Genomic DNA, 21,193 nt, shown 5'->3' with positions numbered 1-21,193 from the left:
ATTACAGGAAAATTCTTGTTTAATGTTTTTTTTTTTTTTTTCGCATTACCCAGAAGAAGTGAGCTACGTAAGTTCCTAAGATGATTGAATGGCAACACACAAGTGTGAGCATTGCGGACGTGGATATAGAACCATCTGAAATATCGAAGTACGTTAAAAGGGCGATGACAAGCATGAATCCTTGGAATCCAAAATTAAGGAAGTTTGACCAAACATAAGCCCGATAAGGAGGATTACCACGGATAATTAAACCTAAAAGGATAAACATTGCCGCCCAAAGTATGTTACCTGTGAGATTGGTTAAAATCCCCGGAAGGTACAATATCCCGACTACAGCAGTCAATATACCAGCAAGATTGCGAAACTGATTTTCAAACATCATACCACCCCCCCTAATAAAATATAGAGGGGGTGTTAGCCCCTCTTGTTTCTTTTTCCTTAGTATTATATTACTCCTGTTCTTCTAATTTCCAAAATAGACCCAACGGCTCGAAGTTATTAGCGGCTTCTACGCTAAACACGGCATTATCATTAAGGAGCTTTTTATTTTCTGCCCCGGTAGCTACCGCATCGATTTGAGTAAAGCCCTTAAAAGTATATTTAGGATTTTCTTTTACTTGTTTTATCGCATCCTCATCAACTGATAGCGCCAGTGTCGTAATTCTGTTTCCCTCATTGTCAATACCACGGCCATATATCATAGGCTTGTTCAGATTTCCGGTATATGCCTTCAGCTCGTTTTCGGAGATTGGCTTCTTAAAAGTAACAATAAACTGGTACTCTGTATTGTCATCCAGATCTTTTACTTTTTGTTTAGATTTTTCTGCATATTGTTTCAATGTATCTTTAGAAGAGATTTCGAGATATTCTTTTTTATTCGGAGCTTTAGACGTTAGCGGAGTTACCTTTTTCGGTGACTTAATATCATCAGTCGCAGCTATAAAGACTCGGAGGTTATGTAAGCTATTTTTTAAAAAAATCTGCTTTTGACCGATTCCTACTATTAACGTCTCGGTTACTATATATTATGTTAAAATCGGACTAAAACTGAATGCATAGCGTTTACGTTCGTTAAGTATCCACAAAGTACCTATTGCATTGTTTTGCCCATGGTTCCCCTCCGCCCTGTATAACTGTTCATACGCATGTATGTACATATTTAAATATAACGTAGTTTCATCTTATATCCAACCAACTCAGCTTTCACGGCAACGAATGAACCTAAACACCTAGCCCCAGACCGTTAAGTACATAGGGACGAACAATGTCTACAAGCCCATCGGTTCGATCCTTTTCCTCGACATTTAACCAATAATGCGCAGCACCATATATGGCTGAACCTGTCATGGCCGCCATGATTTTTATACGATGCCTGTCCGGCCCGAGGTGGGTACCCCCTTTCAGAAAAATGCTTTCTATGGTTTGCTGCAGCATTTTCTTTATTTTTTCATCGACAAGCTTTGCCATCGAATTGGAATCCATTCTGCAGATCCGATAAAAATCCACGATATATTGGTGCGTCATCAAGATCAACTGGTCACATATTTCATCTGTGAACTCCTGTGCATCCGCCACTCGCTCAGGAATCATCTCATGAAAAGCCTGTTCTGTGACTTCGTCAAGCAAAGCATATTTATCTTCAAAATGGGCATAAAAGGTGGCGCGGTTAATGGTTGCTTCCTGAGCGATATCTTTGATTGTAATTGCATCAAATCCTTTTCTTCGCAGCAAAGCTCTGAACGCTGTTCTAATTAACTGTCGTGTTCTCAACACCCTCGGATCTTCCTGATTTACCATTTCAATATCTCCTTGTTAAACATCAATTATTACAATGTGTTGCCTATGCAACCTTTCCCTAACTCTGCCGGTTGAAATCATAAGCATGCGATACTATTATCTTAACAAACAGGTGTTGCTTAAACAATCTGTGTATAATTCTTCGAAAGGAAGGATTCTATTGAATACCAAACCCCCTAGACTTTTGATATTTGGCGCCGGCGTGATTGGCAGTCTATATGCACTCCGATTCGCACAGTCGGGACTTGACGTTACTATACTGGCACGAGGAAAGAGACTGGAGGCGCTGAAAAGGGATGGACTGAAATACAACGATAATGGAACGATAAAGCAAATATCGATCAAGACGATAGTAAAGCTTGATAACGACGACATTTATGATTTCATTTTGGTCCCAGTCCGATATGACCAGGCCGAATCTGCCCTATCTGCGATCAAGCATAATCAGAGCAAGACCATCGTCACCTTGACCAACACTATTGGATATGACTCTTGGCTTGAAATCGTGGGGGACCGCTTACTTCCGGGATTCCCGGGTGCCGGTGGAGACATCAAAGAAGATGTTCTATACGCCCAATTCGGTTCTGAAAAACATCAAGGAACCATGTTTGGTGAAATAAGCGGACTGATGACCGAAAGAGTGGAAGAGCTTGCCCAACTATTTGAATCAGTGGATTTGCATTATGAAATCCAAAAAGACATTAAGGCATTCCATATTTCGCATACTGCGTTGGCTATTATCAACAAGCATTTCTATACGAATGACGGAATGGTGGATATCGAGACAGCAAGAAGTGAAAGTATTCTAAGAAAGATTGCCGCAGATATTAAACAAAACATTCACCTGGTAGAGCAAGCCGGAATCCCGGTAATTCCAGCCGAAACGAAGGCAATGGGAGAAATGTCTGACGACGACATTATTTCCCGTTACCGCCAGATGCTGAACAATGACTTTATAATCGATGTAAAGCTTGGGAACCATGCCGTCAGCCAAAAAGCAGAAATAATGTTATTAGATGAGATGTTTCATAAAATGATATCTATCCGCCGATAACATCACCCTATGATAAAAATATGCTGTTCTTCTGCAAGAGGGTAAAGCAGTATGGACCGGGCATACGCATGAGGATCGCTTACCTCAAGGTAACTTAATGAAATCGTCTTCACTCCTTATATTTTCAAGTGAAATTTTATATGATGTAGGGAGGGCGAAGGCAGCCGTTTTCGTTCAACCCTGGAGGAGGCGAACGTTCCAAATGATCAAACGTATTGGGCACATTGCTTTGACGGTTCAGGACATGGAGCAATCTCTTCATTTTTACTGTGATCTTCTCGGTTTTCAGAGAGCATTTGAGCTGCATGATAACGAAGACAAGCCATGGATTCAATATATTAAAGTTTGCGAGGGCCAATTTATCGAGCTTTTCTACGGCGGTGAGAATAAACCGGGTCCTGTTCAAAAGCCGATCGGCTTTAATCATCTTTGCCTGGAGGTGGAGGATATTCACCAAATTGCTCATCATTTGAAAAGCCATGGCGTGACATTGGATGTGGAGCCGAAGCAGGGGAAGGACACCAATTATCAGTGCTGGGCGAAGGATCCTGACGGCAACCGGATCGAATTTATGCAGCTGATGCCGGGCTCGCCGCATTTGACCTGTTAAGCTGGCAAACGGACCGATTGAATGATCAATAATAAACGAACCCATAGGAGGCGGCTATGCAGTACAGAACGTTAGGGAAGACAGGTGTACAGGTTTCTAGCTTGTGCTTTGGTACGATGTCGTTCGGTGGGAACGCGGACGAAACAGAGTCCCGGGCTATGTTCAACCGCTGCCGGGAAGCTGGGATCAATTTTTTCGATACGGCAAACGTTTACACACAGGGCCGCTCGGAGGAAATTCTCGGAGGCTGTATCCGCGATGCGAAGTGCCGTGACGAGATTGTTCTAACCTCGAAGGTATGCTTTCCGACCGGTCAGGACAGAAATGCTAAAGGGCTGTCGCGCCGCCATATCCTGCTTGCGGTAGAGGACAGTCTGCGTCGTCTCGGGACGGATCGTCTGGACGTCTATTTCGTCCATCATTTCGATCCGCTCACGCCGATGGAGGAAACGCTGCGCGCTTTGGACGATTTGCAGCAGCAGGGCAAAATCCTGTATCCTGCCGTAAGCAATTGGGCCGCATGGCAAATCGCGAAGGCGCTCGGGATCTCGGAGCGAAATCATTGGGCGAGGTTCGAGTGTATTCAGCCGATGTATAATTTGGTGAAGCGGCAGGCAGAGGTTGAAATTTTGCCTTTGGCCGAATCTGAGCAGGTAGGAGTCATCACCTACAGCCCGCTTGGCGGCGGTCTTCTGACAGGGAAATACGGCAAAGACCGCAGGCCGTCGCAGGGCAGGCTTGTCGAGCAAAAAATGTATGCGGAGCGCTACAGCAAAGAGAGCAATTACGAAATTGCCGAACGCTTTACAGATTATGCGCTGGAGCGCGAGGTGCATCCGGCCTCCTTGGCGGTCGCATGGGTTATGTCGCACCCGGGCGTCACGGCCCCGATCATCGGCGCGCGCAGCGTAGAGCAGCTGGAGCCTTCCTTGGCTGCAGCGGATATTTCGATGACGCCTGAATGGCGCCAGGAAATTTCAGCGCTGTCAATCGCGCCACCGCCGGCGACGGACCGGACGGAAGAAGGATAGGGACGAGGTGAGCTCTGCGCAGCAGCATGAGTACAGAACAGAAAGTGGAAGCTAAGCAGATCCGAAATATCGGCATTGTGGCTCATGTGGATGCGGGGAAAACGACCACGACGGAGCATATGCTGTTCGAAAGCGGCCGCATTCGAAGTCTGGGACGGGTGGATGCAGGTACTGCCCAGACGGATTGGATGGATATCGAAAAGGAAAGGGGCATCTCCGTCCGTGCGGCGACTACCGTTTTTCAATGGAAAGGCTGCACGATCAATCTGATTGATACGCCAGGCCACGTCGATTTCTCATCGGAGGTGGAACGTTCCCTGCGCGTGCTGGACGGGGCGATCCTGGTCATCTCTGCAGTTGAGGGCGTCCAAGCCCATACAGAGACGTTATGGAATGCGCTCCATACCTTGGGAATTCCAACCTTGATGCTGATCAACAAGATGGACAGAGTCGGAGCGGATGCAGAACGGGTTCTTCAAGAAATCAGATCGGTGTTGACACCGTCTGCCATTCCGGTTCAATGGTATGATGGCCAGGGGGAAGCATTTGCCGGCGTGGAGCCGTTCTGGAGACCGGTGCCCACGGACTGCTCGAACGGCAAGTCGAGTCAATTCGCTCCGGGTCATCCGGGCTATGATGGACTGATCGGATGTCTTGCGGAGCAGGAGGAATCGCTGCTGGAGGACTACATTAACGGAATTGCCGTACCGGAGTCCCGATGGCTGGCCCAGCTAAGGCAGCTTACCGGCCAGGCTCTCGTCACGCCTGTGCTGTACGCGGCAGCGAATAGAGGGATAGGCGTCACGGAGCTGATGGATGCGATGACGGAGCTGCTCCCTCCGCCATCGGGGAGCGTCGGGGATGCGCTGTCCGGCGTTGTTTTCCGGCTCGAACGGGATAAAGTGATGGGCAGGCTGGCCTTGGTCCGGCTCTATGGAGGACGTATACAGAACCGTGATGTCATCCACAATGCCACGCTAGGGCTGGATGAGAAGGTTACGCAAATTCGAAAAGTCCATGCAGGACACCACGAGGATGTCGGTATGCTCGAGGCAGGAGATATCGCCGCCGTTTGCGGGCTGAGCCGTGTCAGGATCGGAGATGTCCTGGGCAATCCGGGGCTCATCCCGCCGGAGCACCGGCTGACTGTACCGCTGCTGACGGTTCAGGTGAAGCCGCTTCAGGATGCGGATTATCCGCAGCTTGTCGCTGCCCTCCAGGAGCTTGCCGACGAGGATCCCTTGCTGGATTTGCAATGGCATCAGACGGAACGGGAGCTTCATGTGAAGATCATGGGTCCTATTCAGCTGGAGGTGCTGACGCATGTGCTGTACAGCCGGTTCGGGCTGCATGCCGTGTTCGGACAGCCAAGTGTCATTTACAAAGAGACACCAAGCCGGCAGGGGATCGGCTTCGTCGCCTACACAATGCCCAAGCCGTGTTGGGCCATACTGAAGTTCCGTATTGAACCGGGAGTGCGGGGGAGCGGGCTGAGCTACTCCTCCATCGTCAAGCCCGAGAATTTGCTGCCTAGCTACCAGAATGAAGTGGCCAGGCGGGTACCGGAGTCGCTTCAGCAAGGTCTTCTGGGCTGGGAGGTAACGGATCTGAAGGTAACCTTGATCGAAGGGGAGCACCATGTATGGCATACCCATCCGCTGGATTTTGTTCTTGCCACGCCGATGGGCATCATGAACGGACTGGCACAGACAGGAACGACCCTGCTGGAGCCCTATGTTCATTTCCGCATCAGCGCGCCAGAGGAGTCAAGCGGGAAAATATTGCATGAGCTGACGCTGATGCGGGCGATCTTTGACTATCCGGTCATGACGGGGGATCGCCTCATGGTGGAAGGTACTGTACCGGTCGCAAGCTCTCTGGACTTTGCTGTGAAGCTGAGCACGCTGACCGGTGGACGGGGCACGTTCACCACACGCTTCGACGGCTACCGGGAATGCCCCGAAGGGATGGAGGCCGTTAGAACGCGAAGAGGCGTTCATCCGTTGGATACATCCAAATATATTTTAAGTATGCGCAACGCGCTCGGGTCTGCGAGACCCTAATCAAAGGAGGAACTAATGATGCTACAACGCGAAACAGGCCGTTTGGGCCATCAAAGCTCGGTCGTGATGTTTGGTGCGGCCAGTCTCGGAAATGTGACGCAGCAGGAAGCGGATGATTCGATTGCTTTTGCAAGAGCCCATGGGGTGAATCATTTTGATACGGCGGCAAGCTACGGTGATGCGGAGCTGCGGATGGGGCCTTGGATGCCCAAAATCCGGGACGAAATTTTTTTGGCGACAAAAACGGGTGAGCGGTCAAAGTCCAAGGCCAAAGAGCAAATCTATCGTTCCCTTGAACGGCTGCAGGTGGACAGCGTCGATTTGATCCAGCTGCATGCGGTCGGAACCATCGAAGAGCTGGATAAGTGCACGGAAAGCGGAGGCGCACTTGAAGCACTGCTTGAAGCGAAGGATGAGGGGGTGGTCAAAGCCATCGGGATCACCGGGCACGGACATTTGGCTCCGATGACCCACCTGGAGGCACTCCGGCGGTACTCGTTCGACACAGTACTGCTCCCGTTAAATTATTATTTATACTCGCTGCCGGAGTACAAAACGGCTTTTGATCAGCTGCTGGAGCAGGCAAGTAAGGAGCAGACGGCTGTTCGCGTCATCAAGGCGATCGCCAAAGGACCTTGGGCAGAGGGGCAGCAGAGGGACTATGCGACCTGGTATGAGCCGTTCGCCGAGCAGCAGGTGATTGACGCCTGTGTGCATTTTGTTTTGTCCTTCCAGGGCATTTCCGGCTTTGCCAGTGCAGGCGATGTCCATTTGTTTCCCAAGATCGTAGACGCGGTAGAACGCTACGGCTCCATGACGGACGAGGAGGCGCAGCGGATATTGCAAGGCATTAGCGGTTACAGCTCGCCGTTCGGAGCGCCAACCTCCATCGCTTAGTTTATCTTACCCGTGAAAAATCGCTCGGCTCCGGAGAAGGAGCCGGGCCTTTTTTGCTTCAGAAAAGAGATCCGTCCATGCAGCCGCAGCTTGTTCAGCGGCCTCCTTCCGAAGCGGGTTACTGACGTGTCACAACTTAGATATCGATGCCATCTAAGAAAATTGCGGGTTGACGCCCACTTTGCTACAATCATAGGATGGGAACGTTTCCATGATGAAGCATAGATCGGCTGTGAGCTTCGCGTCAGTCAGCTGTCACCGACTTATTAGTGTAGAGGCATTCTCCTGGAGCACAATAATAAGGTAAGATGGTAGAGGCGTCCAAATAGGATGGTCAGTTGGCCTGGACAAGGGTGAGCCGTTCCCGGAGGAGCGGAGAAGCCGTTTATCCTCGCAGCAGGTGAATTCAAAATAATGGGAATCGGAGGAGGTCCTTCTGGAAGCTTATGCATGTCTTTATGTTATCCGAGGTGAACCTCATCGGCCCGGAACGTACATTCAATTAGATGAAGAAGAATGGATTGTAGGTCGCATATCGAACGATGAGGTACCGGATCTTTCATTTTCGAACGCTTTTATTTCCCGCAGGCATGTGATGATTCGTAAAGAGAAGGAACAGGCCGTATTGTACGATATGGGGAGCAGGCACGGAACGGAGCTTAATGGCCAACGGGTCGAGCCCCATACACCGCACAAGCTGCAGTCCTTTGATATTATAAAGCTGGCCCGGGGGATGGTCGTCTTGCATTTCTCGTATTTGTTCGCCGACCAAACACTGGAGTTTGAACCGATCAGCCTGACGCAGCAATTTCATATGCTCGAAGAGCTGGAAGCCTACTCCATCAATTGGGAGAAGCGGGAGTGCACGGTGAACGGGCAGCGTATTGTGATGTCGGAGAAGGAATACGGATTCATCAAATTGCTTACGGACCATACGAATCAGCTGGTTCCTTTTGATGAAATTAAAAAGACGGTTTGGCCCGAACGCTCTCAGGATGCCGAAGGGCTGCCTGATGTCAGCATGGACGAGCTGAATGCGCTGGTTTATCGGATACGGAAGAAATACGGCAAGGACACGTTCATGATCAGCGCCGTGCGCGGCAGCGGTTATGTATTGGAGAAGGATTGACACGACAATCAAACCAGGAGAAAGTAGGAACTTTAGTGGATTACATACAAGTGCAAGCTGCGGGCCCCCTGCACGGCTCGGTACCTATTCAAGGCTCCAAGAACAGCTCGTTAGCTCTGTTGGCCGCTTCCTGCCTGGCGGATGCCGAGGTTACGCTGGAGGGGATTCCCAATATATATGATTTTCGCGTCATTCAGCAAATTGGTAAGGACATTGGTCTTGTGATCGAACGCCGGCCTAATGGACAAATGCGGATGGATCCCCGGTTTATTCATAGCGCAACGATTGATCCGGGCAAAGCCTCGGCCTACCGTGCTTCGTATTATTTTATCGGAGCGCTGCTCGCCAAGTTCGGCAAGGTGACGGTAGGGTTTCCGGGAGGGGATGATTTCGTTTCCCGTCCGATCGATCAGCATATCAAGGCATTTCGTGCGCTTGGCGCGGACGTCACTTTTTATAACGATCATTATGTGGTGGAAGCAAGCCAGCTGCGCGGGGCGGATATTTATTTCGATATGATCACCTCGGGAGCTACGATTAACGCGATGCTGGCTGCGGCCCGTGCGAACGGGAGAACGAGGCTGTTTAATGCGGCGATGGATCCGGAAGTAGTCGATACGGCGAATTTCTTGAACCAGCTGGGAGCGCGGATTGTAGGCGCAGGAACAGATAAAATCCGCATTGAAGGCGTGCCGTATTTAAGCGGGGGGACCTATAGCGTAATTCCGGACCGGTTGATTGCGGGTGCTTTTCTGATGGCGGCAGGAATCCGCGGCGGCAGCGTAACGGTCAATCAGATCATTCCCGAGCATTTGGGCTCCTGTCTCGCGAAGCTGCAGGAGATAGGAATCGAGCTTGATGTGCAGGATCAGAGCATCACCGCCTATTCGACGGGAAGGCTGCGGGCGACCCGGGTTCGGACGGGGATGTATCCCGGCTTTGCGACGGATTTGCAGCAGCCATTGACCGCGCTGCTGACTCAAGCGGGGGGCAAAAGCATCATTACCGAGCGCGTGTATCCGAAGCGGTTCGCCCATGTGCATCAGCTGAAGCGGTTGGGCGCGGATGTGGAAATCCGCAAAGAGAGCGCCTATATTAAAGGCGGCGTTCCGCTGCAAGGCAATTGGGTTCATGCGACGGACGTCCGTGCAGGAACGTGTCTCATCCTTGCGGGGATGGCGGCGGATGGTATCACCCGAATTACCGGGATTGAGCACATTGAGCGGGGATACGAGGATGCAATCGATATGTTCCACTCCTTGGGGGCACGTGTATCACGTCAATCCATGACGGACGATCAACGGCAAGAGCTGAACGAAATACGAAGCCAATGATAAATGGCACAGGAATAGACGCAGGGGAGGCGTGGCCAGCTGATGATGGAGACATTGGAAATGGCTGAGAAGATTGCCGTTGATGCTGCCCGCGCTGCAGGTGATGCTGCCCGGAAATTGTTTCGCCACGGCTTCGCCGTGCAGGAAAAGGACGCTTCCGGCGATTTGTTAACGGAGGCGGACCTGGCTGCAGAGGAGGCGATTCTTAGCCGCATCCGCAGTACCTTTCCGGATCATCAGATCCGCAGCGAGGAGTCCGGCTGGTCAGGTGTGGAGGGAGACTGGCTGTGGCTCGTCGACCCGCTGGACGGAACGAACAATTTTGCCATCGGACTGCCCGTATTCGGTGTATCGATTACTTTGATCTACCGTCAGGAGCCTGTACTGGGCGTCATTTACGATACGATCCAGGATGATATGTATGTGGCCCGCAAAGGGGGCGGCGCTACCTGTAACGGAGAGCCTTTGCACATGCGGCCCAAGCCGGCTTCAAGTAAGCTGACGCTCGGTTGGATTCAAGGGCATCAGGTGCAGAATGACCCGCCTGCGGTCCGGTTAAGAAGGCATATTGAAGCAGCCTCCAAAAGAATGCTTCGCCTGTGGGCACCGACGATGCAGTGGGCGCTGCTTGCGCGGGGCAATCTGGACGGCATTGTATTGTACAATTCCGAGGGTGACGATCTGTACTCCGGGCTTCTCCTCGTTCAGGAAGCCGGTGGTCTCGTGCTGCAGTTTGACGGCACACCTTTTACCGGCATGCATTCGGAGCCTTATATTATCGCTTGTCCTCCCGACAGGAAGGAACGTCTGATGTGTCTTGTCAACGAAGGACTCGAAAGCTCCGGGAAGGAGCAGGTGTAGCCAGCTGCATGGCAGATGGAACAGCTTGACTTCGGGCGGGACCTTCCTTCATGATACATATAACAAAGTATCGGAATCGATCCCGAATCTGTCCGGAGGCGAATGATGATGAAGAAAGTGCTGCAAGCCTTCATATTATTTTATCGTAAGTTTATCTCGCCGTTGAAGCCCCCTACCTGCCGGTTTTATCCGACATGCTCGGCCTATGCATTGGAGGCTGTAGAGCTGCATGGCCCGGGTAAGGGATCCTGGCTTGCAGTCAAACGGATTTGCAAATGCCATCCGTTTCATCCCGGCGGTATCGATCATGTCCCACCGGTTGAGGGGACATCGAAGCATGAGAAGCCCGCGGTATGAGCGGCAGGCATGTGCGTACGGAACAGCGGCCGCTGTAACGTTTTGTCGAATCCGCGGCTGTCACTTGACAGACGTGCCTTCTTTTCGCTATATTTGCGTTAATTGGATAAATCATTTCCCTATGAACGGATGAGTACTTTACGTCAAGTCATACAGAGAGCCGGGATGCTGAGAACCGGTTGACGGAGGGTAGAGGAATATGGTCCGGGAGGATATGACGGCAAGCATGCAGCCAGGTGAGCCGTTGTCGCGATTCCAGCGTTAATGGAAAGTCGCAATCGACTACTGAGCCTTGACTTCCTGCACAGGAAGAAGGGGGAAGTTGGGTGGTACCGCGTGAGCACAAGCTCTCGTCCCAAGCTGGACAGGGCTTTTTTTGCGTATGAGAAAACCTTTATCGAAGCCTTGCGATGATGAGCGACGTGGTAAAAAGGAAAAATATAGGCTACCTATTTGAAGGAGGACGTAACGATGACAGACCAGAACAAGCAGCCGTCGTTTTACTTGACGACCCCGATCTATTACCCGAGCGATAAGCTCCATATCGGCCATGCCTATACCACGGTGGCCGGCGATGCGATGGCCCGTTACAAGCGGCTTCGCGGCTACAATGTGATGTACTTGACAGGTACCGACGAGCACGGACAGAAGATCGAGCGCAAGGCGCAGGAGAAGGGAGTCACCCCTCAGCAGTTCGTTGACGATATCGTTAGCGGGATCAAGGAGCTGTGGGGCAAGCTTGACATCTCTTATGACGATTTCATTCGCACTACCGAGCCGCGGCACAAGAAGTCGGTCGAGAAGATTTTCGCTCAGCTTATCGAGCAGGACGATATTTATTTGGGAACCTATGAAGGCTGGTACTGTACGCCGTGCGAGTCGTTCTTCCTGGAGAACAAGCTGGTCAACGGCAATTGCCCGGACTGCGGCCGCCCCGTCGAGCTGCTGAAGGAGGAGAGCTATTTCTTCCGGATGAGCAAATATGCAGACCGGCTGCTTCAATACTATGAAGAAAACCCGGATTTCATTCAGCCGGAATCCCGCAAGAACGAAATGATCAACAACTTCATCAAGCCGGGGCTGGAGGATCTTGCCGTATCGCGCGCGACGTTCGATTGGGGCGTCAAGGTGCCTAACGATCCGAAGCATGTCATCTATGTATGGATCGACGCTTTGTCCAACTACATTACCGCTCTTGGCTACGGCAGTGAGGATGACAGCAAATACCGGACCTTCTGGCCTGCCGATGTGCACCTGGTCGGGAAGGAGATCATTCGCTTCCATACGATTTACTGGCCGATTATGCTGATGGCGCTGGGCTTGCCGCTCCCGAGAAAAGTGTTCGGACACGGCTGGCTGCTGATGAAGGACGGCAAAATGTCCAAATCCAAAGGAAATGTCGTAGACCCCGTAACATTGATTGACCGCTACGGCCTGGATGCGCTGCGCTATTATTTGCTGCGTGAAGTGCCATTTGGCTCGGACGGCACGTTTACACCCGAGAGCTTTGTAGACCGGATCAACTTCGATCTGGCGAACGACTTGGGCAACCTGCTGAGCCGTACTGTCGTCATGATCGACAAATACTTTAACGGCGTGCTTCCAGCCTATATTCAAGGGGCAACCGAATTTGACGGCAGCCTGCTCGATACGATTCATTCGGCGGTTCATAAGGTGGAGGAGTCGATGGAGCGGATGGAATTCTCCGTAGCGCTCGCTTCCATTTGGCAAATGATCAGCCGCACGAACAAATATATCGATGAGACGCAGCCGTGGTCGCTGGTGAAGGACGAGAGCAAGCGCCCGGTACTGGGCTCCGTTCTGTACTGCCTGGCGGAATCGCTTCGGATCGCTTCGGTTATGCTTCAACCGTTCCTGACCCTGACGCCGCACAAAATGTGGCAGCAGCTGGGCATCGAGGATGCCTCGCTGACCGCTTGGGACACGATCCACCAGTTCGGCACGCTGCCTAGCGGCACCCGCGTCGTTAAAGGCGAAGTCATGTTCCCTCGACTGGACGTCGAGAAGGAAGTGTCCGCTATTGCGGAGGCAATGGGGGCTTCTGCTCCTGCTGCGGCACCGGAAGCGCCGGCGAAGAAGGAAAGCGCTCCGGCGGCAGCCGCAGCCACAGAGGAGGGCGTTCAAGAAATCTCGATCGACGATTTCTTCAAGGTGGAGCTGCGCGTGGCTGAAGTGCTGGCCGCCGAGCCGGTGAAGGGCGCCGACAAGCTGCTGAAGCTTCAGCTGGATCTCGGCACGGAGCAGCGCCAGGTCGTCTCGGGGATCGCCAAGTTTTATACCCCGGAGCAAATGGTCGGACGCAAGGTGATCTGCGTAACGAACCTGAAGCCGGTCAAGCTTCGCGGCGAATTATCGCAAGGGATGATCCTTGCCGCATCGCACGGAGATCAATTAACTTTAGCTACAATTTCTGATGCACTTCCGAATGGATCTGTGGTAAAATGAGGATTGTTCACGTGAACAATTAATATCATTTTGCAGACAATACCCATTCCATTACCCAGGAGGCATCATCCATTATGCAAACCAAAGACGGTATGAACTACGCTCCACAAGGCAAACCGAATCCGGTCGTTGCCAAAGGCGAATTTGCATTCGCGGCCATAGCTTTGGACCATGGACACATTTATGGGATGTGCAACGGTCTAATCGAGGCGGGAGCCGACCTTGTAGCGGTATACGACCCGGATCCGGCGAAGGTGGAAGCATTCGTCAAAAAATTCCCGCAAGCCAAAGCTGCAGCTTCGGAAGAGGAGATTTTGAACGATCCGTCCATTCGTTTGATTGCCGGAGCGGCCGTTCCGTCAGAACGCTGTGCGTTGGGGCTGCGCGCTATGGACCATGGCAAAGACTATTTTACGGACAAAACGCCCTTCACATCGCTTGAGCAGCTAGAGCAAGCGAAAGCGAAAGTGAAGGAAACCGGTAAGAAGTACATGGTGTATTACAGCGAGCGTTTGCACGTGGAAAGTGCCGTGTTTGCCGGCCAGCTTATAGAACAAGGAGCCATCGGCCGCGTAGTACAGGTCATCGGCTTTGGCCCTCACCGTTTGAATGCGCCGTCTCGCCCCGACTGGTTCTTCAAATTCGAAAATTACGGCGGCATTCTGTGCGATATCGGCAGCCATCAAATCGAACAGTTCCTGTTCTTTACTGGTGCCAAAGACGCGAAGGTAGTCCATAGTAAAGTCGCGAACTATAAGAACAAGGACTATCCGGAGCTGGAGGATTTCGGTGACGCTACGCTTGTGGCCGATAACGGGGCGACCAACTACTTCCGCGTAGACTGGTTGACACCGGACGGTTTGGGCACTTGGGGAGATGGCCGGATGACCATTCTCGGTACGGAAGGGTATATTGAAATTCGTAAATATATCGATATTGCACGCGATCCTAAGGGCGATCATTTGTACCTGGTGAACCAAGAGGGCGAGAAGCATTTCTCCCTTCGCGGCCAAGTCGGCTTCCCGTTCTTCGGTCAGCTGATTTTGGACTGCATCAACCGTACGGAAAATGCGATGACCCAGGAGCATGCCTTCAAAGCGGCGGAGCTGTGCATTCAGGCGCAAGTGCAAGCGGTGCGTGTAGAATAGCAGTTCGTCAACCGCAAGAAGCATTGAAAGCTTCCGTAAAAATACCCTGCTTGGGCCAAGCTTAAAAGCCCCTGCGGGGTATTTTTTTGTTGAAATAAAGGCATAACCTCTGCAGTTTAATCGTAAATATTATTAACAGTTGACAATGCGCCGAAGGCCGCCGTATAATCAAACCTGTTGTTATTCTTAAAAATTACGATTTACAGTTTGAAGGAGTGTACTTTTCATGAAATTCCGTAAGTGGCTTACCCTGATGCCTGTGGCGGCATTGATTCTCCTGTCACTTGTTGCAACTGCCTGCGGCAAGCCCAAAGCTTCTCTGGTAGAGGATAAAGTGAACGTGGTAGCCAGCTTTTATCCATTGTATGATTTCACCAAAAAAATCGGCGGCGACCATGTGAACGTGATTAACCTGGTGCCTACCGGCGTAGAGCCGCATGATTGGTCCCCGAAAAGCCGGGATATGCAAAATTTGTCCAAGGCGCAAATGTTCGTATATTTAGGCGCCGGCTTCGAGGGCTGGGTTCACGACACGCTCGGCAGCTTGCCCAAGGACTCCAAGGTGGCTGTCGTAGAAGCAAGTAAAGGTGTTCAACTCCTTGCCTCATCCGAGGAAGAGCACAATCACAGCGAATCGTCCAAGGAAGAGAAGGGGCATGAGCACAACGAATCCGAATATGATCCCCATGTCTGGCTGAGCCCGGTTAATGCCAAGATCATTGCTCAGAATATCAAAGATCAGCTGGTTGCTGTGGATGGAGCGCACAAATCGGAATACGAGGCGAATTTCGCGAAGCTGGCCGCCCAACTGGATCAGCTGCACGCCAAGTACAAAGACAGCCTGACGAAGCTGCCGAAGAAGCAAATCGTCGTGACGCATCAATCGTTTGGCTACCTGGCCAAGGAATACGGCTTGAGCCAAATGCCGATATTGGGCTTGTCTCCTGATTCGGAGCCGACCTCCAAAGATCTTCAAGCAATTAATGAATTTATCCGCTCGAATCATATTCAATATATTTTCTTCGAGGAATTGGTTTCCGACCGGCTGGCCAAAACCTTAGCGAAAGATGCGAAGGTGGAGACGCTGGTATTGAATCCCGTGGAAGGCTTGACCGAGCAGCAGGCGAAATCCGGGGCCGATTATATATCATTAATGGAAAGTAATTTGAATAATTTAATAAAAGCATTACAATAGAGTAAGAACCTGCGAGAAGGAGCTTACATGATGGAGCCTAGCATGAATGCAGGATGTCACCAGAGTATCGTTACACTGGATGACGTCTTTTTTTTCTACGAAAATAAAAAAGTGATTGAGCATCTGAGCTTCAACATTTTGGAGCGTGATTTTGTCGGCTTGATCGGCTCGAATGGAGCGGGGAAGACAACGCTGTTGAAAATGATCGTCGGCCTGCTGAAGCCGTCTCAAGGCCAAATCCGTCTGTTCGGCCAACCGGTTTCGACGTTTCGCGATTGGGAGCGGATCGGCTACGTACCGCAGAAGAACGCGTTCAATCCATTGTTCCCTGCCACGGTTCGCGAGGTGGTCCTGTCAGGACTGTACGGCAAAAAAAATATGTTCCGCCGCATCGGCAAAGCGGATCAGCAAAAGTGCGAGGAAGCCTTGTATGTGATGCGAATCGAGGATTTGGCGGACCGCCGTATCGGCCAGCTGTCCGGGGGACAGCAGCAGCGTGTTTTCCTGGCCAGAGCGCTGATTAACAATCCGGAGCTGCTCATTCTGGACGAGCCTACCGTTGGAATCGATGCGGAGACGCAGGCGGGCTTTTTCCGGATGATCCGTCACATGCATCAGCACCATCATATTACGTTTATTATGGTGTCCCATGACATGGATATGGTACAATCGTATATCGGAACGGAACCGATCCAGAAGAGCGGCTCGCTCTCCTTTTATGTGAAGCATACGCATGAGCCGGAAAACTGCAAAGAAACGAACTTGACGCATTCGATGCAGCAGCTCAGAGAAAAAATCGAGGTATTAAGCTAGGAGCGAATCAGGTGGACATTTTTTCAGAATATTTTTTCCAACGGGCCTTGATGGGGGGCTTGTTGATCGGGCTGACGGCCCCCTTGATGGGGGTATTTCTCGTGCTGCGGAGATTATCGATGATCGGAGATACTTTGGCCCACGTATCGATTGCGGGCATTGCATTGGGCTTCCTCATCAATGTGTATCCGATCGGCGTCGGCCTTATTTTTGCGCTGCTGGCCTCGTTCGCGATTGAACGGCTGCGTAAGGCTTACAAGACCTATGCAGAGCTGTCGATTGCTATCATTATGTCGGGCGGCGTCGCTCTGGCTACACTGCTGTTCACGTTGGGAAAAGGCTTTAACATTAATGTCATGAGTTATTTCTTCGGCAGCATCTATACTTTGGATACGACGGATTTATGGGTTGTCCTTGGAGTTACAGTACTGGTTGTCGGTGTGATCGTATTTAATTATAAAGAGCTGTTTCTGATGTTCTTCGACGAGGATGCCGCAGGAGTGAGCGGACTGCCGCTGCGTTTTTATAATATTATGATTACGATGCTGACGGCACTTGTGATTACGGTCGCTATCAAGATTGTAGGCGCGTTGCTCGTATCTTCGCTGCTGACGATTCCTGTTGCCTGCAGTCTGCTTGTGGCCAAAAGCTTTCGTAACTCCATGTTCTGGGCTATTTTGTTCTCGGAAGTGTCGGTTGTGGGCGGTTTGGTTGCGGCCGGTACATGGGATCTGGCTCCTGGAGCAACGATTGTGCTGTTTCTTATCGGCTTATTGATCGTCAGTATGTTTGTAAAGAGAGGCTTTCGTTTGTAGTCAGGAGGCGAGTGGAAGAGAATGGAAGTTAATTTATGGATTGCGCTTTGGGCCGGGATAGCCTCATTTATATCTCCCTGCTGTTTGCCGCTGTACCCGTCTTATTTATCCTATATTACCGGCATATCCGTCACCCAGCTGAAAAGCGGCGAAGCGGCCGGAGGCGTACGAACGAAGACGGTTTTACATACGCTTTGTTTTATTTTAGGCTTTTCCATTATCTTTTACAGCTTAGGCTGGGGAGCTGGACTTGTATCTAATATTTTTATTGATTACAAGGACCTGCTCCGTCAAATTGCTGCGATCTTAATCCTGGTCATGGGGTTATTCCTGCTCGGTATTTTCCAGCCGCAGTGGCTGATGAAGGAACGGAAGCTGCAGTGGAAGTTTAAGCCGGCAGGCTACATAGGCTCTGTACTCATCGGAATGGGCTTTGCAGCGGGCTGGTCTCCTTGTATCGGACCCATTCTTTCGGCTATTCTGGCCTTAGCAGCGACGAATCCGGATTCGTGGTTTCCTTTAATTACGGCCTACTCACTGGGATTTGCGATTCCGTTTTTCGTGCTTGCTTTTTTCATCGGCTCGACCAAATGGATATTGCGGTATTCTTCCCGGATTATGAAAATAGGCGGGGGCCTGATGATCGTTATGGCCGTACTGCTTTATACGGACCAAATGACCCGAATCACGATTTGGCTCAATCAGATAACCCCCGACTGGCTGAAGTTTTAACAGAAGCTTGCATAAAGCTCTATGTGAAGTAATCAATCTTGGCCATCGGAAATTTCTCGAATATTTGCTCGGTAATGAATTCTCTCAACGCAGTGGCCTGTTCATCGGGGTAAACGTATTTTCCTTGCCCCCAGCGGCCCCATTTGTATTTGCGTTTCGTTTCATCCAGCTCCAGCTTGGTTTTGGGATAACGCTGCTGAATAACGGTTTTGGCCGTTTTCGTGAAGCGGTGCTGGATGAGCTCAAAGGTTAAATCAGAGGTGGCTTCTTCCGGAAGCGCCTCTTTTAATTTTTCCAGCAGCTGCTTGTAACCCGTTTCCCAGCCTTCATGCCAGATGATAGGGGCGATGATAAAGCCTAACGGATAACCCGCTTTGGCAACTTTCCCTGCGGCTGTAATTCGTTCGGAGAAGCTGGATGTAGCGGGTTCGAAGTTTTTGATCACATAATCCGCATTGACGCTGAAACGGAAACGGGTATGCTTGTTATGGTTCAAAGTGAGCAAGGGTTCCACATGGTGAAACTTGGTGACGAAACGAAGACGCCCGAGAGGTTCCTTAGCCATAAATTCAATTAATTCCTGCAGGGAACCGCTGATGTGCTCCAAACCGACAGGATCTGAAGTACAGGCCGCTTCGAATCTTGTGATTTCGGGTGCGCGTTCTTCAATATATTGTTTGGCTGCCTTCAAAATATCATCCGTATTGACGTAAACACGAATATACGGTTTGGCGCCTAGCGTCGTCTGCAAGTAACAATAATGGCAGTGCGCCATACAGCCTGTGGCAATAGGAATGGCATATTCGGCCGACGGCTTGGAGGTATCGAACTTCAGTGTTTTCCTAATACCTACAACGAGTGTACGCTTTGCGATGCGGTACTTTTCCAGATCGCTCTCTCCCGGGAGATTCGTGATCCGGTTATGGGAGGTGGTCATGTGGATAGGCAAGCCTTGCTGCTTCGCCCATTCCATAATCCTTTGCCCCTTGGGGTAGTTGAGCGCATCCGGCTCGAAATAAACCAGCTCCGGCACGAATACTTCCGTCTGGCGCAGCGGCGGTGTTAAAGTTTCTACGGACATATAAACCTGCTAACCTCCCTTTGAACGCCTACTTTGTGAGCATTTTGTTCAGTCACTTGCAACGGTTCTGCTTACTGTGTTATATTAAAAGGCGCTTGTGATGACCCTATTTTGCACACGTAAACTGCAGCTCACTCATGGGAAAATAAGCAGGTGCAGACGCTGGATCTCTTAGGATTTTACACGCAATCGCAATCGATTGTTGAATTACATATCAAGGTTTTTGATAATGTTCGGGAGGAAAGCGAATGGCTACACCGAGTATGGAGGATTATCTGGAACGAATTTATAAGCTGATCGACGAGAAGGGGTACGCCCGCGTATCCGATATTGCCGAAGGTCTAGAGGTGCATCCGTCCTCCGTTACAAAGATGATCCAGAAGCTGGATAAGGACAATTATTTGGTTTATGAAAAGTACCGTGGGCTTGTGTTGACCTCGAAGGGTCAAAAGATGGGGAAAAGGCTGGTTGACCGCCATCAACTGCTGGAGCAATTTTTAACGCTGATCGGCGTTTCCGAAGATACGATTTATCAGGATGTCGAAGGCATTGAGCACCACCTTAGCTGGGATTCCATTACTTGTATCGAAACCTTAATTGAGTATTTCCGGCGTGATCCTTCCCGGGTTGAAGAGCTCATGAAGCTGAAGCGGGAAATGGATGAAACCTAACAGAGAGCATTCGACTTTACCGTCGAGTGCTTTTTTTGTTGTGCCATTCATCTGCAGACATACGAACAGGCACTTCCCGCATACATTCGGATGAGTAGAGGTATCGGTCAGATATCAATAGGCGGGAGTGGGAGGGTATGAGAGTCAATGCGGTATTCGAGGGCGGCGGAGTGAAGGGTATTGCGCTGGCAGGAGCCGTTCAGGCAGCGGAGCGCAGAGGGCTGACCTTTCACCAGGTTGCCGGAACGTCTTCAGGGGCGATAGTGGCTTCCTTGGTGGCTGCGGGTTATACGGCCGAAGAAATGAAAAAGGTCATCATGGAAACCCCCTTCAGTGAATTTATGCAGCGGTCCAAAGTATTTGATACGAAAATCATTGGACCTGCACTGCGTTTGTTCATTAAGAAAGGGCTGTACTCGGGAGAGGCGCTGGAGTATTGGATGTACCAACTGCTGATGGCCAAAGGCATTCGAACCTTCGGCGACTTGAAGCTGAACCAGCTGCGGATTATTGCCTCGGATATATCCCAGCGCAAGCTGCTTGTGCTTCCGGATGATATTATCCAGTACGGTATTTCCCCGCTGGAATTTCCTATCGCCAAAGCCGTTCGTATGAGCACCAGCATTCCCTACTTTTTTGATCCCGTCATCCTTCGTAAAGCCCCGGACAAACGTCAGCCTAACGAGAAGTTCGTCGATCAGTTTGTTTATATCGTAGACGGCGGTTTATTAAGCAACTTCCCATTATGGCTGTTCGACCAGGATAATGCGCCGGCACTTGACCAAATGATCCCTACGATCGGGTTTCAGCTGGTTGGACGGGGCAGCGGCAAGCCCAATCAGATTTATGGACCTCTATCTATGTTCAAAGCATTGTTCTCAACGATGATGGATGCCCATGACGAGCGATACATTGAAGAGATTAACCGGTTCCGTACCATTAAAATTCCGACGCTCGGGGTCAGTAATACGGAGTTTACCATTACCAAGGAAGAGAGCTTGAGGCTGTATGAGGCGGGAGATAAGGCAGGGGAGCTGTTCTTGAACAAATGGAAGCTGTCCGACTATAAAAATAAATATATAGAGCATGTGATCCGCAACAAGCAAGCAAATCCCTGATAAGGCAAAATAAAAAACGGC

The 21,193-nt window shown here is 50.7% G+C and carries 21 protein-coding genes; 17 read left to right on the top strand and 4 right to left on the bottom strand.

Features of this window, described 5'->3' with window-relative positions; genetic code table 11:
• Window positions 1–19 precede the first annotated feature (19 nt).
• From CF651_RS03755 to CF651_RS03745, 3 genes are all read right to left on the bottom strand, one after another.
• Complete coding sequence (locus tag CF651_RS03755; RefSeq protein WP_094013462.1) at window positions 20–382, bottom strand: hypothetical protein; 363 nt, start codon at window positions 380–382, stop codon at window positions 20–22.
• Between the two features lie 67 nt (window positions 383–449).
• On the bottom strand, window positions 450–839 hold the full coding sequence (locus tag CF651_RS03750; protein ID WP_094013461.1) for a hypothetical protein: 390 nt from the start codon (window positions 837–839) through the stop codon (window positions 450–452).
• A gap of 382 nt (window positions 840–1,221) precedes the next feature.
• The gene (locus CF651_RS03745) at window positions 1,222–1,797 is read right to left on the bottom strand and encodes a TetR/AcrR family transcriptional regulator (protein ID WP_094013460.1); all 576 of its coding nucleotides are present in this window, start codon (window positions 1,795–1,797) and stop codon (window positions 1,222–1,224) included.
• 160 nt (window positions 1,798–1,957) lie between these two features.
• On the opposite strand from CF651_RS03745, the gene CF651_RS03740 reads away from it, so the two are divergent.
• The 15 genes from CF651_RS03740 to CF651_RS03670 all read left to right on the top strand — a co-directional run bounded on the left by CF651_RS03740 (window position 1,958) and on the right by CF651_RS03670 (window position 18,302).
• Entirely contained in the window at window positions 1,958–2,851 is an 894-nt protein-coding gene (locus CF651_RS03740) for a ketopantoate reductase family protein (protein ID WP_094013459.1), read from the top strand.
• A 202-nt stretch (window positions 2,852–3,053) separates the two neighbouring features.
• Window positions 3,054–3,461, top strand: a complete 408-nt coding sequence (locus tag CF651_RS03735; RefSeq protein WP_094013458.1) for a VOC family protein — start codon at window positions 3,054–3,056, stop codon at window positions 3,459–3,461.
• A gap of 56 nt (window positions 3,462–3,517) precedes the next feature.
• A complete protein-coding gene (locus CF651_RS03730) occupies window positions 3,518–4,492 on the top strand; it encodes an aldo/keto reductase (RefSeq protein WP_094013457.1) in 975 nt (324 codons plus the stop codon).
• 26 nt (window positions 4,493–4,518) lie between these two features.
• Complete coding sequence (locus tag CF651_RS03725) at window positions 4,519–6,555, top strand: elongation factor G (RefSeq protein WP_094013456.1); 2,037 nt, start codon at window positions 4,519–4,521, stop codon at window positions 6,553–6,555.
• 15 nt (window positions 6,556–6,570) lie between these two features.
• Window positions 6,571–7,452 carry an aldo/keto reductase gene (locus CF651_RS03720; protein WP_245855657.1) on the top strand — a complete coding sequence of 294 codons (882 nt, stop codon included), beginning with the start codon at window positions 6,571–6,573 and terminating at the stop codon, window positions 7,450–7,452.
• A gap of 436 nt (window positions 7,453–7,888) precedes the next feature.
• Entirely contained in the window at window positions 7,889–8,581 is a 693-nt protein-coding gene (locus tag CF651_RS03715) for an FHA domain-containing protein (RefSeq protein ID WP_094013454.1), read from the top strand.
• A 35-nt stretch (window positions 8,582–8,616) separates the two neighbouring features.
• The gene (gene murA / locus CF651_RS03710; protein WP_094013453.1) at window positions 8,617–9,915 is read left to right on the top strand and encodes a UDP-N-acetylglucosamine 1-carboxyvinyltransferase; all 1,299 of its coding nucleotides are present in this window, start codon (window positions 8,617–8,619) and stop codon (window positions 9,913–9,915) included.
• 42 nt (window positions 9,916–9,957) lie between these two features.
• On the top strand, window positions 9,958–10,776 hold the full coding sequence (locus CF651_RS03705; RefSeq protein WP_094013452.1) for an inositol monophosphatase family protein: 819 nt from the start codon (window positions 9,958–9,960) through the stop codon (window positions 10,774–10,776).
• Between the two features lie 108 nt (window positions 10,777–10,884).
• Window positions 10,885–11,133: a membrane protein insertion efficiency factor YidD gene (yidD, locus tag CF651_RS03700; protein ID WP_094013539.1), complete on the top strand. Its 249-nt coding sequence runs from the start codon at window positions 10,885–10,887 to the stop codon at window positions 11,131–11,133.
• A gap of 471 nt (window positions 11,134–11,604) precedes the next feature.
• The gene (metG, locus tag CF651_RS03695) at window positions 11,605–13,599 is read left to right on the top strand and encodes a methionine--tRNA ligase (RefSeq protein WP_094013451.1); all 1,995 of its coding nucleotides are present in this window, start codon (window positions 11,605–11,607) and stop codon (window positions 13,597–13,599) included.
• A 74-nt stretch (window positions 13,600–13,673) separates the two neighbouring features.
• Window positions 13,674–14,747 (top strand): Gfo/Idh/MocA family protein, encoded by a 1,074-nt coding sequence (locus CF651_RS03690; protein WP_094013450.1) that lies wholly within the window; start codon window positions 13,674–13,676, stop codon window positions 14,745–14,747.
• 226 nt (window positions 14,748–14,973) lie between these two features.
• Window positions 14,974–15,942, top strand: a complete 969-nt coding sequence (locus CF651_RS03685) for a metal ABC transporter substrate-binding protein (RefSeq protein ID WP_094013449.1) — start codon at window positions 14,974–14,976, stop codon at window positions 15,940–15,942.
• A 30-nt stretch (window positions 15,943–15,972) separates the two neighbouring features.
• On the top strand, window positions 15,973–16,755 hold the full coding sequence (locus CF651_RS03680; RefSeq protein ID WP_094013448.1) for a metal ABC transporter ATP-binding protein: 783 nt from the start codon (window positions 15,973–15,975) through the stop codon (window positions 16,753–16,755).
• An 11-nt stretch (window positions 16,756–16,766) separates the two neighbouring features.
• Entirely contained in the window at window positions 16,767–17,570 is an 804-nt protein-coding gene (locus CF651_RS03675) for a metal ABC transporter permease (protein ID WP_094013447.1), read from the top strand.
• A gap of 21 nt (window positions 17,571–17,591) precedes the next feature.
• A complete protein-coding gene (locus tag CF651_RS03670; protein WP_094013446.1) occupies window positions 17,592–18,302 on the top strand; it encodes a cytochrome c biogenesis CcdA family protein in 711 nt (236 codons plus the stop codon).
• Between the two features lie 19 nt (window positions 18,303–18,321).
• On the opposite strand, the gene splB is transcribed toward CF651_RS03670, so the two are convergent.
• Complete coding sequence (splB, locus tag CF651_RS03665; protein ID WP_094013445.1) at window positions 18,322–19,383, bottom strand: spore photoproduct lyase; 1,062 nt, start codon at window positions 19,381–19,383, stop codon at window positions 18,322–18,324.
• A gap of 248 nt (window positions 19,384–19,631) precedes the next feature.
• Here splB and mntR point away from each other — a divergent pair, with 248 nt between their 5' ends.
• Together mntR and CF651_RS03655 are read left to right on the top strand one after the other, a co-directional pair.
• Window positions 19,632–20,054 carry a transcriptional regulator MntR gene (gene mntR, locus CF651_RS03660; protein ID WP_094013444.1) on the top strand — a complete coding sequence of 141 codons (423 nt, stop codon included), beginning with the start codon at window positions 19,632–19,634 and terminating at the stop codon, window positions 20,052–20,054.
• Window positions 20,055–20,191: 137 nt separating this feature from the next.
• Entirely contained in the window at window positions 20,192–21,172 is a 981-nt protein-coding gene (locus tag CF651_RS03655) for a patatin-like phospholipase family protein (RefSeq protein ID WP_094013443.1), read from the top strand.
• Window positions 21,173–21,193 lie beyond the last annotated feature (21 nt).

It is taken from the genome of Paenibacillus rigui (genome assembly GCF_002234615.1).
Taxonomy (GTDB): domain Bacteria; phylum Bacillota; class Bacilli; order Paenibacillales; family NBRC-103111; genus Paenibacillus_S; species Paenibacillus_S rigui.
The sequence above is the reverse complement of the archived record's forward strand: the minus strand, read 5'-3'. Positions and strand labels throughout refer to the sequence as shown.

Coding starts and splice junctions, on each gene's coding strand:
- CF651_RS03745 (WP_094013460.1), bottom strand. CDS start 1,797: ATGGTAAATCAGGAAGATCCGAGGGTGTTGAGAACACGACAGTTAATT.
- CF651_RS03690 (WP_094013450.1), top strand. CDS start 13,674: ATGCAAACCAAAGACGGTATGAACTACGCTCCACAAGGCAAACCGAAT.
- CF651_RS03680 (WP_094013448.1), top strand. CDS start 15,973: ATGGAGCCTAGCATGAATGCAGGATGTCACCAGAGTATCGTTACACTG.
- metG (WP_094013451.1), top strand. CDS start 11,605: ATGACAGACCAGAACAAGCAGCCGTCGTTTTACTTGACGACCCCGATC.
- CF651_RS03755 (WP_094013462.1), bottom strand. CDS start 382: ATGATGTTTGAAAATCAGTTTCGCAATCTTGCTGGTATATTGACTGCT.
- CF651_RS03735 (WP_094013458.1), top strand. CDS start 3,054: ATGATCAAACGTATTGGGCACATTGCTTTGACGGTTCAGGACATGGAG.
- CF651_RS03725 (WP_094013456.1), top strand. CDS start 4,519: ATGAGTACAGAACAGAAAGTGGAAGCTAAGCAGATCCGAAATATCGGC.
- CF651_RS03685 (WP_094013449.1), top strand. CDS start 14,974: ATGAAATTCCGTAAGTGGCTTACCCTGATGCCTGTGGCGGCATTGATT.
- mntR (WP_094013444.1), top strand. CDS start 19,632: ATGGCTACACCGAGTATGGAGGATTATCTGGAACGAATTTATAAGCTG.
- CF651_RS03705 (WP_094013452.1), top strand. CDS start 9,958: ATGATGGAGACATTGGAAATGGCTGAGAAGATTGCCGTTGATGCTGCC.
- CF651_RS03720 (WP_245855657.1), top strand. CDS start 6,571: ATGATGCTACAACGCGAAACAGGCCGTTTGGGCCATCAAAGCTCGGTC.
- CF651_RS03655 (WP_094013443.1), top strand. CDS start 20,192: ATGAGAGTCAATGCGGTATTCGAGGGCGGCGGAGTGAAGGGTATTGCG.
- CF651_RS03730 (WP_094013457.1), top strand. CDS start 3,518: ATGCAGTACAGAACGTTAGGGAAGACAGGTGTACAGGTTTCTAGCTTG.
- yidD (WP_094013539.1), top strand. CDS start 10,885: ATGAAGAAAGTGCTGCAAGCCTTCATATTATTTTATCGTAAGTTTATC.
- splB (WP_094013445.1), bottom strand. CDS start 19,383: ATGTCCGTAGAAACTTTAACACCGCCGCTGCGCCAGACGGAAGTATTC.
- CF651_RS03670 (WP_094013446.1), top strand. CDS start 17,592: ATGGAAGTTAATTTATGGATTGCGCTTTGGGCCGGGATAGCCTCATTT.